The sequence below is a fragment of the Streptomyces sp. NBC_01314 genome (assembly GCF_041435215.1).
Classification (GTDB): domain Bacteria; phylum Actinomycetota; class Actinomycetes; order Streptomycetales; family Streptomycetaceae; genus Streptomyces.
This window is the reverse complement of the sequence record NZ_CP108394.1, coordinates 8,449,915-8,463,694: the sequence shown is the minus strand read 5'-3', so window position 1 is coordinate 8,463,694 and position 13,780 is coordinate 8,449,915. Positions and strand designations below refer to the sequence as shown.

General features: G+C 68.2%; 11 protein-coding genes and 1 tRNA gene. 6 read left to right on the top strand and 6 right to left on the bottom strand.

The genetic code is table 11. From position 1 onward, the window contains the following. The first annotated feature begins 5 nt into the window (after positions 1-5). The 3 genes from OG622_RS37155 to OG622_RS37145 are packed head-to-tail and all read left to right on the top strand — an operon-like array spanning position 6 to position 3,441. Complete coding sequence (locus OG622_RS37155; RefSeq protein WP_371581009.1) at positions 6-1,832, top strand: branched-chain amino acid ABC transporter permease; 1,827 nt, start codon at positions 6-8, stop codon at positions 1,830-1,832. A 2-nt stretch (positions 1,833-1,834) separates the two neighbouring features. Beyond that, positions 1,835-2,728 (top strand): ABC transporter ATP-binding protein, encoded by an 894-nt coding sequence (locus OG622_RS37150; protein ID WP_371581008.1) that lies wholly within the window; start codon positions 1,835-1,837, stop codon positions 2,726-2,728. Further along, the gene (locus tag OG622_RS37145; RefSeq protein WP_371581007.1) at positions 2,725-3,441 is read left to right on the top strand and encodes an ABC transporter ATP-binding protein; all 717 of its coding nucleotides are present in this window, start codon (positions 2,725-2,727) and stop codon (positions 3,439-3,441) included. Before OG622_RS37150 ends, OG622_RS37145 begins: the two co-directional genes overlap by 4 nt. 88 nt (positions 3,442-3,529) lie before the next feature. Here the strand turns inward: OG622_RS37145 and OG622_RS37140 are convergent, their stop codons facing one another. Continuing rightward, entirely contained in the window at positions 3,530-4,177 is a 648-nt protein-coding gene (locus tag OG622_RS37140) for an ANTAR domain-containing response regulator (protein ID WP_371581006.1), read from the bottom strand. Between the two features lie 96 nt (positions 4,178-4,273). On the opposite strand from OG622_RS37140, the gene OG622_RS37135 reads away from it, so the two are divergent. Together OG622_RS37135 and OG622_RS37130 are read left to right on the top strand one after the other, a co-directional pair. Continuing rightward, positions 4,274-4,357 (top strand) — tRNA-Leu (locus OG622_RS37135). A gap of 80 nt (positions 4,358-4,437) precedes the next feature. Beyond that, the gene (locus OG622_RS37130; RefSeq protein WP_371581005.1) at positions 4,438-5,226 is read left to right on the top strand and encodes a helix-turn-helix domain-containing protein; all 789 of its coding nucleotides are present in this window, start codon (positions 4,438-4,440) and stop codon (positions 5,224-5,226) included. Between the two features lie 4 nt (positions 5,227-5,230). On the opposite strand, the gene pyk is transcribed toward OG622_RS37130, so the two are convergent. Together pyk and OG622_RS37120 are read right to left on the bottom strand one after the other, a co-directional pair. Continuing rightward, positions 5,231-6,667 carry a pyruvate kinase gene (gene pyk, locus OG622_RS37125; protein WP_371581004.1) on the bottom strand — a complete coding sequence of 479 codons (1,437 nt, stop codon included), beginning with the start codon at positions 6,665-6,667 and terminating at the stop codon, positions 5,231-5,233. Positions 6,668-6,808: 141 nt separating this feature from the next. Beyond that, a complete protein-coding gene (locus OG622_RS37120; RefSeq protein ID WP_371581003.1) occupies positions 6,809-7,525 on the bottom strand; it encodes an SIMPL domain-containing protein in 717 nt (238 codons plus the stop codon). A 187-nt stretch (positions 7,526-7,712) separates the two neighbouring features. Here OG622_RS37120 and OG622_RS37115 point away from each other — a divergent pair, with 187 nt between their 5' ends. Continuing rightward, entirely contained in the window at positions 7,713-9,521 is a 1,809-nt protein-coding gene (locus OG622_RS37115) for a 5'-nucleotidase C-terminal domain-containing protein (RefSeq protein ID WP_371581002.1), read from the top strand. Here OG622_RS37115 and OG622_RS37110 read toward each other — a convergent pair. From OG622_RS37110 to OG622_RS37100, 3 genes are all read right to left on the bottom strand, one after another. Further along, entirely contained in the window at positions 9,518-10,681 is a 1,164-nt protein-coding gene (locus OG622_RS37110) for a GDSL-type esterase/lipase family protein (RefSeq protein WP_371581001.1), read from the bottom strand. The two genes, OG622_RS37115 and OG622_RS37110, sit on opposite strands and share 4 nt — an antisense overlap. Before the next feature lie 65 nt (positions 10,682-10,746). Next, on the bottom strand, positions 10,747-12,189 hold the full coding sequence (locus OG622_RS37105) for a lysine N(6)-hydroxylase/L-ornithine N(5)-oxygenase family protein (protein ID WP_371581000.1): 1,443 nt from the start codon (positions 12,187-12,189) through the stop codon (positions 10,747-10,749). Then, the gene (locus OG622_RS37100; RefSeq protein WP_371580999.1) at positions 12,186-13,631 is read right to left on the bottom strand and encodes an aspartate aminotransferase family protein; all 1,446 of its coding nucleotides are present in this window, start codon (positions 13,629-13,631) and stop codon (positions 12,186-12,188) included. The genes OG622_RS37105 and OG622_RS37100 overlap by 4 nt, the downstream gene beginning before the upstream one ends. Between the last annotated feature and the right edge of the window lie 149 nt (positions 13,632-13,780).

The following is a 13,780-nucleotide window of genomic DNA, read 5'->3' as shown; positions in this document are numbered from 1 at the left end:
CACCGATGACCACACACACGACCGCATCCCCCGCACCCGCCACCAAGCACGACCACACCCCCAGGGGCCTCGTCGGCATCCCGGAGAACATCGGCCGCGCCCTCGCCACCGGCGGCGGCGCCCTCGCCGTGATCTCCGCCTTCCTCGCCTGGACCTGGACCTCCGCCTTCCCCGGCAACCTCACGGTCAACGGCTACCCCGGCGGCCTCCAGGTCCTCGTCCTCATCGGCGGCGCCCTCACCACCCTCCTCGGCCTCGCCTCCTACGGCGTCAAGGGCCTGCGCTGGCTCATCCCCGCCGGCGCCGACAGCGCGATCAGCCTCGCCGCACTCGGCACCTTCATCACCGCCTGGTACACGGTCATCGCGATCAGCGTCCAGCTCGGCGGCGCCGTCAACCTCGAACCCGGCGCCTACCTCGCGGCCGTCGCCACCCTCGCCGCCCTGCTCGGCGCGCTCTCCCTGCCCTTCGAGCACCCCGAGGCCGAGACCCCCGACCCCGAGGACACCCCGCAGGAACGGATCGCCCGCGTCGGACGCCAGATCCGCGCCCTGATCAAGTCCGCCTTCGCCACCGGCACACCCACACCGGCCCCGAAGCTGCCCGCCTTCGCCGAGATCCTGATCATCGTCGCGGCCATGGCCCTCGGCCTGCTCGTCTTCACCTACGGCATCGGCACCGAATACGACGAACTCTTCGTCGGCTTCCTCATCACCGCCGGCTTCAGCTTCGGCGCCCTCGCCAAAGCCGGCCTCGCCGGCCGCGTCTCCGCCGTCACCTCGAAGCACCGCACCGTCACCATGGCCGGCGCCTTCACCGCCGCCGCCGCCTTCCCCTTCACCCAGTCCGACGACCAGTACGCGACCATCGGCGTCTACATCCTGATCTTCGCCACCGTCGCCCTCGGCCTCAACATCGTCGTCGGCCTCGCCGGCCTCCTCGACCTCGGATACGTCGCCTTCCTCGGCGTCGGCGCCTACACCGCGGCCATGGTCTCCGGCTCCCCCTCCTCCCCCTTCGACATCCACCTGCCGTTCTGGGCCTCCGCGATCCTCGGCGCCATCGTCGCCATGATCTTCGGCGTCCTCATCGGCGCCCCCACCCTGCGCCTGCGCGGCGACTACCTCGCCATCGTCACCCTCGGCTTCGGTGAGATCTTCCGCCTCGCCGTCCTCAACATGGACGGCACCTCCGGACCCGACATCACCAACGGCTCCAACGGCATCTCCTCGATCCCGAACCTCAACATCCTCGGGTTCGACTTCGGCCAGGAACACACCATCGCCGGGTTCACCATCGCCCGATTCGCCAACTACTTCTTCCTGATGCTCGTCATCACCCTCATCGTCGTAGTCGTCTTCCGACGCAGCAGCGACTCCCGCATCGGCCGCGCCTGGATCGCCATCCGCGAGGACGAGACCGCCGCCCTGGCCATGGGCATCAACGGCTTCCGGGTCAAGCTCATCGCCTTCGCCCTCGGCGCAGCCCTCGCCGGCCTCGCCGGCACCGTCCAGGCACACGTCACCTACACCGTGACACCCGAGCAGTACCAGTTCGCCCACGTCGTCCCACCGAACTCCGCCTTCCTCCTGGCAGCGGTCGTACTCGGCGGCATGGGCACCATCAGCGGCCCCCTCGTCGGCGCCGCACTGCTCTACCTCATCCCGGCCAAGCTCCAGTTCCTCGGCGACTACCAGCTCTTCGCCTTCGGCCTCGCGCTCGTGCTGCTCATGCGCTTCCGTCCGGAAGGCCTCATCCCCAACCGGCGCCGCCAGCTCGAATTCCACGAAGACGCCGAAGCACCCACAGTCCTCAGCAAGGCAGGGGCCTGACCATGACCACCGACACCACCACCAAGGACACCGCACCCGGCGCCAACGCACCCGGCGAGACCGTCCTCGACGCCCGCGGCGTCACCATGCGCTTCGGCGGCCTCACCGCCGTACGCAACGTCAACCTCACCGTCAACAGCGGCGAGATCGTCGGACTCATCGGCCCCAACGGCGCCGGCAAGACGACCTTCTTCAACTGCCTCACCGGCCTCTACATCCCCACCGAGGGCGAAGTCCGCTACAAGGGCCAGGTCCTCCCCCCCAAGTCCTTCAAGGTCACCGCGGCCGGCATCGCCCGCACCTTCCAGAACATCCGCCTGTTCGCCAACATGACGGTCCTGGAAAACGTCCTCGTCGGACGCCACACCCGCACCAAGGAAGGCCTCTGGTCCGCCCTCCTGCGCGGCCCCGGCTTCCACAGGGCCGAAGCCGCCTCACGCGAACGCGCCATGGAACTCCTGGAGTTCGTCGGCCTCGACGCCAAAGCCGAACACCTCGCACGCAACCTGCCCTACGGCGAACAGCGCAAGCTGGAAATCGCGCGAGCACTCGCGAGCGAGCCCGGCCTGCTCCTCCTGGACGAGCCCACCGCCGGCATGAACCCCCAGGAAACGCGAACCACCGAAGAACTGGTCTTCGCCATCCGCGACAAGGGCATAGCCGTCCTCGTCATCGAGCACGACATGCGGTTCATCTTCAACCTCTGCGACCGCGTCGCCGTCCTCGTCCAAGGCGAAAAACTCGTCGAGGGCGACAGCGCCACCGTGCAGGGCGACGAACGCGTCGTCGCCGCCTACCTCGGCGAACCCTTCGAAGACGCACCCGGCCAGGACGAGGTCGCCGAAGTCGAGGCCGCCGAAGCACACGCCGCGCCCGGCAAGGAGAACGACCGATGACCCCACTGCTCGAAGTAGAGGACCTCCGGGTCGCCTACGGCAAAATCGAAGCCGTCAAGGGCATCTCCTTCAAGGTCAACGCCGGCGAGGTCGTCACCCTCATCGGCACCAACGGCGCCGGCAAGACCACCACCCTGCGCACCCTCTCGGGCCTGCTCAAGCCCGTCGGCGGCCAGGTCAAGTTCAACGGCAAGTCACTGAAGAAGGTCCCCGCGCACGACATCGTCGCGCTCGGCCTCGCCCACTCCCCCGAGGGCCGGCACATCTTCCCGCGCATGACCATCGAGGACAACCTCCGCCTCGGCGCCTTCCTGCGCAACGACAAGCCCGGCATCGAGAAGGACATCCAGCGCGCCTACGACCTCTTCCCCATCCTGGGAGAACGTCGCAAGCAGGCCGCGGGTACGTTGTCCGGCGGCGAGCAGCAGATGCTGGCCATGGGCCGCGCGCTCATGTCCCAGCCGAAGCTGCTCATGCTCGACGAACCCTCCATGGGCCTCTCGCCGATCATGATGCAGAAGATCATGGCCACGATCGCCGAACTGAAGTCACAGGGCACCACCATCCTGCTCGTCGAACAGAACGCGCAGGCCGCGCTCTCGCTCGCCGACCAGGGCCACGTCATGGAGATCGGCAAGGTCGTCCTCTCCGGCACGGGCTCCGACCTGCTCCACGACGAATCGGTCCGCAAGGCCTACCTCGGCGAAGACTGAGGCACGGCATCACGTACGACGAGGCCCGCGCCCCCTTTCAGGTGGGGGGCGCGGGCCTCGTCGTATGTATACGTGCGCGGGGGCGGCGTCAGTCCTTGGCCGCCTTCTTCTCGTCGGCGTCCAGAATGACGGCCTCCGCGACCTGCTGCATCGACATCCGACGGTCCATCGACGTCTTCTGGATCCAACGGAACGCGGCCGGCTCCGTCAGCCCGTACTCCGTCTGCAGAATCGACTTCGCCCGGTCGACGAGCTTGCGGGTCTCCAGGCGGAGCGTGAGGTCGGCAACCTCGTTCTCCAGCTCCTTCAGCTCCGTGAACCGAGACACGGCCATCTCGATGGCCGGCACGACGTCACTCTTGCTGAACGGCTTCACCAGGTACGCCATCGCACCGGCGTCCCGAGCGCGCTCGACGAGGTCACGCTGCGAGAAGGCGGTCAGCATCAGCACGGGCGCGATACGCTCCTCGGCGATCTTCTCGGCGGCGGAGATCCCGTCCATCTTCGGCATCTTCACATCGAGAATCACGAGGTCGGGCCGGTGCTCCCGGGCCAGCTCGACGGCCTGCTCACCGTCACCGGCCTCGCCCACGACGGAGTAGCCCTCTTCTTCGAGCATCTCCTTCAGATCGAGGCGGATCAACGCCTCGTCCTCGGCGATGACGACACGGGTCGTCAGCGGAGGCACGTGCGACTTGTCGTCGTCGACGGGCTGGGGCGACTCGGGGGCGGTCACGTGGGCTCCTCGTTCGGGGCAGGGGTACTGCTGACAAGAGGGTACCTAGCTGCAGGCCAGTACCGTGACCCGGTATGCTTCCCGGCAGACACTCTCGCCGGGTTGGCGCAACTGGTCGACGCGGAGGTCTCAAACACCTCTGTCCGCAAGGACGTGTGGGTTCGAATCCCATACCCGGCACCGTTAAGCGGATGTGCACGTTCTCGTGAACATCCGCTTTTTGCTGCACACGGTCGCGATCACTGACACAGAGTGGCCGCATGAACTTCCATGGCACTGAGGTGCGACAGAAGGCCCTCACGCTGCTGCGCGGCGGTACGAAGAACGCGGAGGTAGCCCGTCGGCTCAACGTGCCGCTGGGGACGGTCAGTTACTGGAAACATCTTGACCGGGCGAAGCGAGGAGAGTGCCCCGGACGCCACAGCCCGCCCTGCCCACGTTGCGACGAACGAGAACTCGACGAGTCGGCGTACAGCTACCTGCTTGGGCTCTACCTCGGCGACGGTCACATCGTCCAAAACCGCGCGATGCGAGTGCCCAGCCTGTCGATCGCCTGCGCCGATACGCACCCCGGACTCATGGACGAGTGCGAGAAAGCCATGCGGACGGTGTTCCCCGGAAACTCGGTCTGCAGAGTTCGCCGAAAGGGCTGCCGAGAGGTGAAGCTGTACTCCAAGCATCTGCGGTGCCTCTTCCCCCAGCACGGCCCCGGCATGAAGCACGAGCGCACCATCACTCTCGCCCCGTGGCAGCAGGAAATCGTCAACGCTCACCCATGGAAGTTCATCCGAGGCCTCATCCACTCCGACGGCTGCCGCATCACCAACTGGACAACCCGCCTGGTCGGCAGTGAGCGCAAGCGCTATGAGTACCCGCGTTACTTCTTCGCCAACAAGTCCGACGACATCCGGCAGCTCTACACCGACACCCTCGACAAACTCGGCGTTGAGTGGGCGAGCTGCGCCCGCAGCGGAACCCCGTTCAACATCTCCGTCGCCCGCAAAGCCTCCGTCGCCCTCATGGACACCCACGTAGGCCCGAAGTACTAACCCCCTACTTCGGGCTTTCCTCCTCCCCGATGTGATGCACCCGCACCATGTTCGTGAAGCCCGCGACCCCCGGCGGTGAGCCCGCCGTGATCACCACCACGTCGCCCTTCTTGCAGCGGCCGTACTTCAGCAGCAGCTCGTCCACCTGGTCGACCATCGCGTCCGTCGAGTCGACGCTCGGGCCCAGGAAGGTCTCCACGCCCCACGTGAGGCTCAGCTGCGAGCGTGTCGCCGGGTCCGGGGTGAAGGCCAGGAGCGGGATCGGGGAGCGGTAGCGGGAGAGGCGGCGGGCCGTGTCGCCGGACTGGCTGAAGGCGACCAGGAACTTGGCGTCGAGGAAGTCGCCGAGCTCGGCGGCCGCGCGGGCCATCGCGCCGCCCTGGGTGCGGGGTTTGTTGTGCTCGGTGAGAGGCGGGAGGCCCTTCGCCAGCATGTCCGATTCGGCCGCCGCCACGATGCGGCTCATCGTGCGGACCGTCTCCACCGCGTACTTGCCGACGCTCGTCTCGCCGGACAGCATCACCGCGTCCGTGCCGTCGAGCACGGCGTTGGCGACGTCGCTGACCTCGGCGCGGGTCGGCCGGGAGTTGTTGATCATCGAGTCGAGCATCTGGGTGGCGACGATGACCGGCTTGGCGTTGCGCTTCGCGAGCTTGACCGTGCGTTTCTGGACCAGGGGGACCTGTTCGAGGGGCATCTCGACGCCCAGGTCTCCGCGCGCGACCATGATGCCGTCGAAGGCCGCGACGATCTCCTCGATGTTGTCGACCGCCTGCGGTTTCTCGATCTTGGCGATGACGGGGAGTCGGCGGCCCTCCTCGTCCATGATCTGGTGGACGTGTTCGATGTCCCGGCCGGAGCGCACGAAGGACAGCGCGATGATGTCGAAGCCGGTGCGGAGCGCCCAGCGGAGGTCTTCCTCGTCCTTCTCCGACAGCGCGGGTACCGAGACGGCGACGCCCGGCAGGTTCAGCCCTTTGTTGTCGGAGATCATTCCGCCTTCGACGACCCTGGTGTGGATTCGGGGGCCGTCGACCGCCGTGACTTCCAGGGTGACCTTGCCGTCGTCGACGAGGATGTGTTCGCCGGGGCTGACGTCGGCTGCCAGGCCGGTGTATGTCGTGCCGCAGCCTTCGCTGTCCCCTTCCGCCCCCTCTTCCACGCTGATCGTGAAGGTGTCTCCGCGTTCAAGGAGTACGGGGCCTTCGGTGAAGCGGCCGAGGCGGATCTTCGGGCCTTGAAGGTCGGCGAGGGTGCCGACGCTGCGGCCGGTCTCGTCGGTGGCCTTGCGGACGTGTTGGTAGCGCTCGTCGTGTTCGGCGTGGCCGCCGTGGCTGAGGTTGAAGCGGGCGATGTCCATGCCGGCCTCGACCAGTGCCTTGATCTGGTCGTACGAGTCGGTGGCGGGCCCGAGGGTGCAGACGATCTTTGCTCGGCGCATGTTTCGAGCCTATGGCTTACCCGCCGGTAGCGATTTGGTGGGGCGTGACTACTCAACGGCCTTTGGGTGAAGGGTATTTGACAAGTGGTCACAAGGGTTGAAGGTGCCTCGGTCCAGCGGCCCGGGCACTTCTGCGGCAGGTCACAGTTGTGGTGGCAGCATCGTGAAGCGGGCGTTGACCTGTGCGTGGACGCGTTGCCGTTGGGGTTCGAGGTCGAGGGGGGCGGCGGTGGTGTCCTCGGCTCCGGCGATCATGGATCGCATACGGCCGCCTGGGCCGGCCGGGTGGAGGGGTTGGGGTGCCTCCGCGCCGATGTCGGCGAGTTCGACCAGGGCGGCCAGGGAGGTGCCCAGGGCTTCCGCGTACTCCCTGGCGCGTTGTACGGCTTCCCGTACGGCCTGCTGTCGGGCTCGTTTGTGGGCGGGTGAGTCGGGGCGGAGGGACCACCAGGGGCCGTCGACGCGTGTGAGGTCGAGGTCTGCGAGGCGGGTGGTGAGTTCGCCCAGTGCGGTGAAGTCGGTCAGCTCGGCGGTGATGTGGACGCGGCCGTGGTAGGCCTGGATTCTTTCGCCTCTGCTCTTCTCCTTCAGTTCGGGGGTGATGGAGAAGGCGCCGGTCTCCAGGCGTTCGACTGCTTCGCCGTAGGTTTTGACGAGGTCGAGGACGGTGGTGTTGCGGCGGGTGAGGTCGTCGAGGGCGGTGCGCCGGTCCTTGCCGCGGGCGAGGACGGTGATTCCGATGCGGGCTGTCTCGGGGTCGACTTCGAGGTGGGCTTCGCCGCGGACGGCGATGCGGGGTGCGTCGGGGGTGCCGTAGGGGACGGCCGGGGGTTGGGCTTCCTCTGGGCTGGTGGTCATACGTCCCACTCTGTCACCGGTGGTGTGGTCGCTGACCGTGCGGGTCACCAGATCGAAACCTGTGGGGTCTGTTGCGGTGGGGGCGGTACGGGTCAGAATCTACGCGCGTTGTGTCATGTGGCCGTTTGTTCTGCCGACTATTGTCTACGCGCGTTGAGATCGTCCGTTCCTCCGAGGAGTACCCGACATGCCCTTGAACCGCCGGAAGTTCCTGAAGAAGTCGGCCGTGACCGGTGCGGGAGTGGCCATCGCCGGTTCGGCCATGGCTCCGAGTGCGCAGGCGGCCGAGGTGAAGGGTGGCGGGAAGAAGGACCCCGACCGGTACAGGTTCACCGTGATGGGGACGACCGACCTGCACGGCAATGTCTTCAACTGGGACTACTTCACGGACAAGGAGTTCGACGACAAGGCGCACAACGACGTCGGTCTGGCGAAGATCTCCACGCTGGTGAACCGGATCCGCAAGGAGAAGGGGCGGCGGAACACGCTGCTCATCGATGCCGGTGACACCATCCAGGGCACGCAGCTGTCGTACTACTACGCGAAGGTGGACCCGATCACCGCCAAGGGTGGTCCGGTGCATCCGATGGCGCAGGCGATGAACGCGATGGACTACGACGCGGCGGCGCTGGGCAACCACGAGTTCAACTATGGCATTCCGGTGCTGCGGAAGTTCCAGAAGCAGTGTCGTTTCCCGTTGCTGGGTGCGAACGCGCTGGATGCCAAGACGCTTCTGCCGGCGTTCCCGCCGTACAGCATGCACCGGATGCGTGCGTCGCACGGGCGGGATGTGAAGGTGGCGGTGCTGGGGCTCACGAACCCGGGTATCGCGATCTGGGACAAGGCCAATGTGCAGGGGAAGATGACGTTCCCGGGGCTTGAGGAGCAGGCCGCGAAGTGGGTGCCGAAGCTGCGGTCGATGGGGGCGGATGTCGTCATCGTGTCGGCGCACAGTGGGTCGTCCGGCACCTCTTCGTACGGTGATCAGTTGCCGTACATCGAGAACGCGGCCGGGCTGGTGGCCGAGCAGGTGCCGGGGATCGACGCGATTCTGGTGGGGCACGCGCACACGGAGATTCCGGAGTACTTCGTCACCAACAAGGAGACCGGTAAGAAGGTCGTGCTGTCGGAGCCGCTGAAGTGGGGGCAGCGGCTGACGCTGTTCGACTTCGAGCTGGTGTGGGGCAAGGGCCGCTGGGAGGTCGAGAGGGTCGGCGCGCAGGTTCTCAACTCCAACGCGGTGGAGGAGGACCCGAAGATCGTGTCGATGCTCGTTGACGAGCACAAGAAGGTCGTCGCGTACGTCAATCAGATCATCGGTACGAACGCTGCCGAGATGACGTCGGTGGAGGCGCCGTACAAGGATGTGGCGATCATCGATCTGATCAACCACATTCAGGCCGACACGGTGAAGCAGGCCCTCTCCTCCTCCGAGTACGGGTCGCTGCCGGTGTTGTCGCAGGCGGCGGCGTTCTCGCGGAGCGCGGTGATTCCGGCGGGGAACGTCAGCATTCGGGACGTGGCGGGTCTGTATGTCTTCGAGAACACGCTGGAGGCGCGTCTGATGACGGGTGCGCAGATGAAGGCGTATCTGGAGTTCTCGGCGAACTACTTCGTGCAGACGGCGGCGGACGCGGTGATCGATCCGGCGAAGCTGACGAACGCGAACGGGACGCCGGACTACAACTACGACGCGGTGAGTGGTCTGTCGTACGAGATCGATATCGCGAAGCCGGCGGGGTCGCGTATCTCGAACGTGCTGTTCGAGGGGGTGGCGTTGGCGGACGACCGGAAGTTCGTGTTCGCGGTGAACAACTACCGGGCCAACGGCGGTGGCAACTTCCCGCATGTGGCCGCGGCCCAGCTGCTGTGGTCGAACTCGGACGAGATTCGTAACACGATGATCGCGTGGGTGAAGGCGAAGGGGTCGATCGATCCGGCGGCGTTCGCGTCGGTGGACTGGAAGTTGACGCGGAACGGTACGCCGGTCTTCTAGAGGTTCAGGAGTGACAGGTCCACGGCGTCGGCGATGGCTTTCGCGCCGGCGTCGTTGACGTGGAGGCCGTCGCCGCTGTTGAGGTCGTCGCGGATGCGGGTGGGGTGGTCCGGGTCCGCGACGGCGGCGGCGATGTCGATGACGGCGTCGAAGGGGTGGGTGTCGCCGAGGAGCCAGGTGTTGACCTCGGCACGTACGGCTTGACCTTCGTCGGTGTCGTAGCCGGGGTAGACGGTGCCGGCGTAGGGGCCGATGGTGGTGCCGATGGCGGTGAGGCCTGCGGCGTGGAGGCGGTCGGCGAGGGTGGTGAGGCCGGTGATGAGGTCGGCGGCCGTGGGGAGTTTGGCGGGTTCGGGGTAGGCGATGGCGCCGGGCAGGCCGAGGTCGTTGAGGCCGGTGTGGATGATGACGTGGCTGGCGCCGGGTATGTCGAGGACGTCGTGCTGGACGCGGGAGAGCAGGTGGGCGCCGATCTCGTCGGTGAGGAGTCGGTTGCCGGAGATGCCGGTGGCGACGATCCAGCCGTCTGTGAGGCGGTGGCCGAGTTGGGCGGGGAAGCTGCTGCCGGTGCCGGGGGTGGTGGCCATGCCTTCGATCCAGGAGTCTCCGAAGGCGACGGCGATGCGGGTGCTGTCGGGGGCGAGGACGTCGATGCCGGTGACGAAGTGCCCGGTGATCAGCTCGTCGTACTCGTCGAGGGATTCGGCGGTGAGCTGGTCGCCGGGGACGGCGTGGCCTACGTCGTAGGGGTTCGCGGTGTGTGTGGTGAGGCCGGTGTCGCCGGGGAGGTAGAGGCTGAGGGCGAGTTCCCGGCCGGCGGTGACGGTGCCTTCGACGGGGTCGCTGATGGCCTCCTCGCCGGGTGGGACGGTGATGGTTTCGGCGCCGGCGAAGAGGAGGGTGACGTCGGTGGCGGGGTCGATGGCGCTGCCCTCGGTGCGGTGGGCGAGGTGGGCGCCGCCGATGTGGAGGGGTGTGTGGCCGTAGCGGTTGCTGAGGCGGACGCGTAGGGCCTGGCCGCCGCCTGCTGGGCGGAGGGTCTGGCGCACGGTCTGGTCGGTGAAGCTTCGGACCTCGAAGAGTTTGAAGGCTTCGTGGGGGTCGATCACGGCGGAGCGGTGGGCGGCGATCCAGGTGGTGCCGGCGCGGGTGCTGGTCATGGCCCGAAAGGTAGGCAGGTTTCTTGCAGCCGTCACCACTGCTGCCCTACTTCTTTGCTCGTCGATTACCTTACGTCGACGAGTGGGGTCAGTGGGGTGAGGGTTTTCTCCTGCCGGGCGGGCGGGATCTGCGGCCGTGGTCCGAGGCCGAAGGTGGTGAAGGCGGTGCGGCCCGGCAGGGGGTAGGGCTCCTTGCCGGTGAGGGTGTTGAGGATGGTGGCGCTGCGCCAGGCGGCGAGGCCGAGGTCGGGGGCGCCGATGCCGTGGGTGTGCAGTTCGGCGTTCTGGACGTAGACGTGGCAGCCGGCGGCGGTGACGGACGGGTCGAGGATCATCCGGAATCCGTCGTCGACCCGGGGCCGCTCGCGGCTGTCGCGCCGCATGTACGGGTCGAGGCCGGCGAGGACGCGGTCGAGGGGGCGCTCCTGGTAGCCGGTGGCGAGGACGACGGCGTCGGTGGTGAGGCGGGAGCGGGTGCCCTGTTCGAGGTGTTCGAGGTGGAGTTCGACCTTGGTGGTGGCGAGCCGGCCGGCCGTGCGGACGTGCACGCCGGGGGTGAGGACGGCGTCGGGCCAGCCGCCGTCGTGGGTGCGGCGGTACAGCTCGTCGTGGATGGCGGCGATCGTGTCGGAGCCGATGCCCTTGTGGAGCTGCCACTGGGCGGCGACGAGGCGGTCCCGGGTGGGTTCGGCGAGGGCGTGGAAGTAGCGGGTGTAGTCCGGTGTGAAGTGTTCCAGGCCCAGCTTGGAGTACTCCATGGGCGCGAAGGCTTCCGTGCGGCCGAGCCAGTGCAGTCGTTCCCGGCCGGCGGGCCGGTGGCGCAGCAGGTCGAGGAAGACCTCGGCTCCGGACTGTCCCGCTCCGATGACGGTGATGTGTCCGGCGGCCAGGAGGCGGTCGCGCTCGTCGAGGTAGTCCGCGGCATGGATGACGGGCACGCCGGCCGCCTCGACGAGCGGCTTGAGGGGTTCGGGGACATGTGGTTCGGTGCCGACGCCGAGCACGATGTTGCGGGTGTAGGTACGGCCGAGTGCCTCGGCTTCGCCGTCGCCGTCGCCGTCCAGTCGGATGTGGTCGACCTCGAAGAGTTCTCGTTCGGGGTTCCAGCGCACCGAGTCGACCTGGTGCCCGAACCGTAGTCCCGGCAGGTTCTCGGCGACCCAGCGGCAGTAGGCGTCGTACTCGGCGCGCTGGATGTGGAAGCGCTCGGCGAAGTAGAACGGGAAGAGCCGGTCGCGGGTCCTGAGGTAGTTCAGGAACGACCAGGGGCTTTGGGGGTCGGCGAGTGTCACCAGGTCGGCCAGGAACGGGACTTGGACCGTGGCGCCCTCGATGAGGAGCCCCGGGTGCCAGTCGAAGCCGGGGCGTTGCTCGTAGAAGACGGCGTCGAGTTCGGTGAGGGGCTGGGCGAGGGCGGCGAGGGAGAGGTTGGCTGGTCCGATGCCGACGCCGACGAGGTCGCGGGGGGCTTCGGGTTCGCGCTGGTCGTGCTCTGGGGGCGTGCTCATGTGGGGGTGTGTCCTTCGGGGAGTTCTGCGGGTACCGCGAGTTCCGGGGGTGCGGCGAGTTCTGCGGGTGTTGTGGGTGGTGCGAGTTCCGCGAGTTCTGTGGCTTCCACGAGTTTCAGCAGGGTGGTGAGGTCGCCCGGCTGGGTGTGGGGGTTGAGCAGGGTGGCCTTGAGCCACAGTCGGCCGTCGAGTTGGGCGCGGCCTATGACGGCCCGGCCGTCGTGGAGGAGTCGGCGGCGTACGGCGGCGACGGTGTCGTCGGACGCGCCGGTGGGCCGGAAGAGGACCGTGCTGATGGTGGGCCGGTCGTGGAGTTCGAAGCCGGGGTGTGCCTCGACGGTGGCGGCGAACTCCTGGGCGAGAGCGCAGACCTGGTCGACGAGCGCGCCGAGTCCGGTGCGGCCCAGGGTCTTGAGGGTGACGGCGATCTTGAGGATGTCGGGCCGTCGGGTGGTCCGCAGGGACCGGCCGAGCAGGTCGGGCAGGCCGGCCGCGGTGTCGTCGTCCGCGTTGAGGTAGTCGGCTCGGTGTTCGAGTACGGCGAGGTCCGGTGCGTCGCGTACGGCGAGGAGTCCGGCGGCTGCCGGCTGCCAGCCGAGTTTGTGCAGGTCCAGGGTGATGGTGTGGGCGCGGGCGAGGCCGTCGAGGCGGGCTCGGTGCCGGTCGCTGAAGAGGAGGCCTCCGCCGTAGGCCGCGTCGATGTGGAGCCGGGCGCCGTGGGTCTCGCACAGGGCGGCGATCTCGGGCAGCGGGTCGATGAGCCCGGCGTCGGTGGTGCCTGCGGTGGCGGCCACGAGGAGGGGCCCCTGGAGGTGGGTGAGGGCGTCGTCCAGGGTGGCGGGGTCGAGGGTGCCGGCGGGGGTGGGGATGACGACGGGCTCGGGGAGGCCGAGGAGCCAGGCGGCGCGGGGGAGGGAGTGGTGGGCGTTGGCCCCGCAGATGAGGCGTACTCCGGGGTGCGCCTCCCGGGCCAGCAGGAGGGCGAGGTGGTTGGACTCGGTGCCGCCGGTGGTGACCAGCGCGTCGGCGGCGCCGGCCTCCTCGGCCAGCGCCCGGGTCACCAGCGCTTCGAGCGCGGAGGCTGCCGGGGCCTGGTCCCAGGAGTCGAGGGAAGGGTTCAGCACGGAGGCGGCGAGGTCCGCGGCGGCGGCGACGGCCAGGGGTGGTGTGTGGAGGTGGGCCGCGCACAGGGGGTCGGCGGGGTCGGCGGTGCCTGCCGCGAGGGCCCGGACCAGCCGGTGGAGGGCGTCCGGCTCGCCTTCGGCGGGCAGCGCCTCACCGAGTGTGTCCCGCACCTGCGCCGCTACCGCTTCCGGCCCGCCGGCGGGGAGGGGGCCGCCCCGGGCCTCGGTCCCCTCCCGCAACGCGTCGAGCACCGTGTCGAGCAGCGGGCGGAGCGCGCCGGGGCCTCGGGGTCCCGAGGCGAGGGGCGGAGTGGTCATGGATTCCTCCGGAGCACGGGGAATCCCATTTTGTACGCCGATCGGGTGCTGAGCCCGAAAAGGACGTTGATTACAACCAAAAGAGGGTACGAGAGCGTGCCCTGAGCGGCAGCGCGCCTCGAAGGGGCGCGGGGAACCGCGCGGCCGGC

Coding starts and splice junctions, on each gene's coding strand:
- OG622_RS37145 (WP_371581007.1), top strand. CDS start 2,725: ATGACCCCACTGCTCGAAGTAGAGGACCTCCGGGTCGCCTACGGCAAA.
- OG622_RS37130 (WP_371581005.1), top strand. CDS start 4,438: ATGAACTTCCATGGCACTGAGGTGCGACAGAAGGCCCTCACGCTGCTG.
- OG622_RS37110 (WP_371581001.1), bottom strand. CDS start 10,681: ATGACCAGCACCCGCGCCGGCACCACCTGGATCGCCGCCCACCGCTCC.
- OG622_RS37100 (WP_371580999.1), bottom strand. CDS start 13,631: ATGACCACTCCGCCCCTCGCCTCGGGACCCCGAGGCCCCGGCGCGCTC.
- OG622_RS37115 (WP_371581002.1), top strand. CDS start 7,713: ATGCCCTTGAACCGCCGGAAGTTCCTGAAGAAGTCGGCCGTGACCGGT.
- pyk (WP_371581004.1), bottom strand. CDS start 6,667: ATGCGCCGAGCAAAGATCGTCTGCACCCTCGGGCCCGCCACCGACTCG.
- OG622_RS37155 (WP_371581009.1), top strand. CDS start 6: ATGACCACACACACGACCGCATCCCCCGCACCCGCCACCAAGCACGAC.
- OG622_RS37120 (WP_371581003.1), bottom strand. CDS start 7,525: ATGACCACCAGCCCAGAGGAAGCCCAACCCCCGGCCGTCCCCTACGGC.
- OG622_RS37105 (WP_371581000.1), bottom strand. CDS start 12,189: ATGAGCACGCCCCCAGAGCACGACCAGCGCGAACCCGAAGCCCCCCGC.
- OG622_RS37150 (WP_371581008.1), top strand. CDS start 1,835: ATGACCACCGACACCACCACCAAGGACACCGCACCCGGCGCCAACGCA.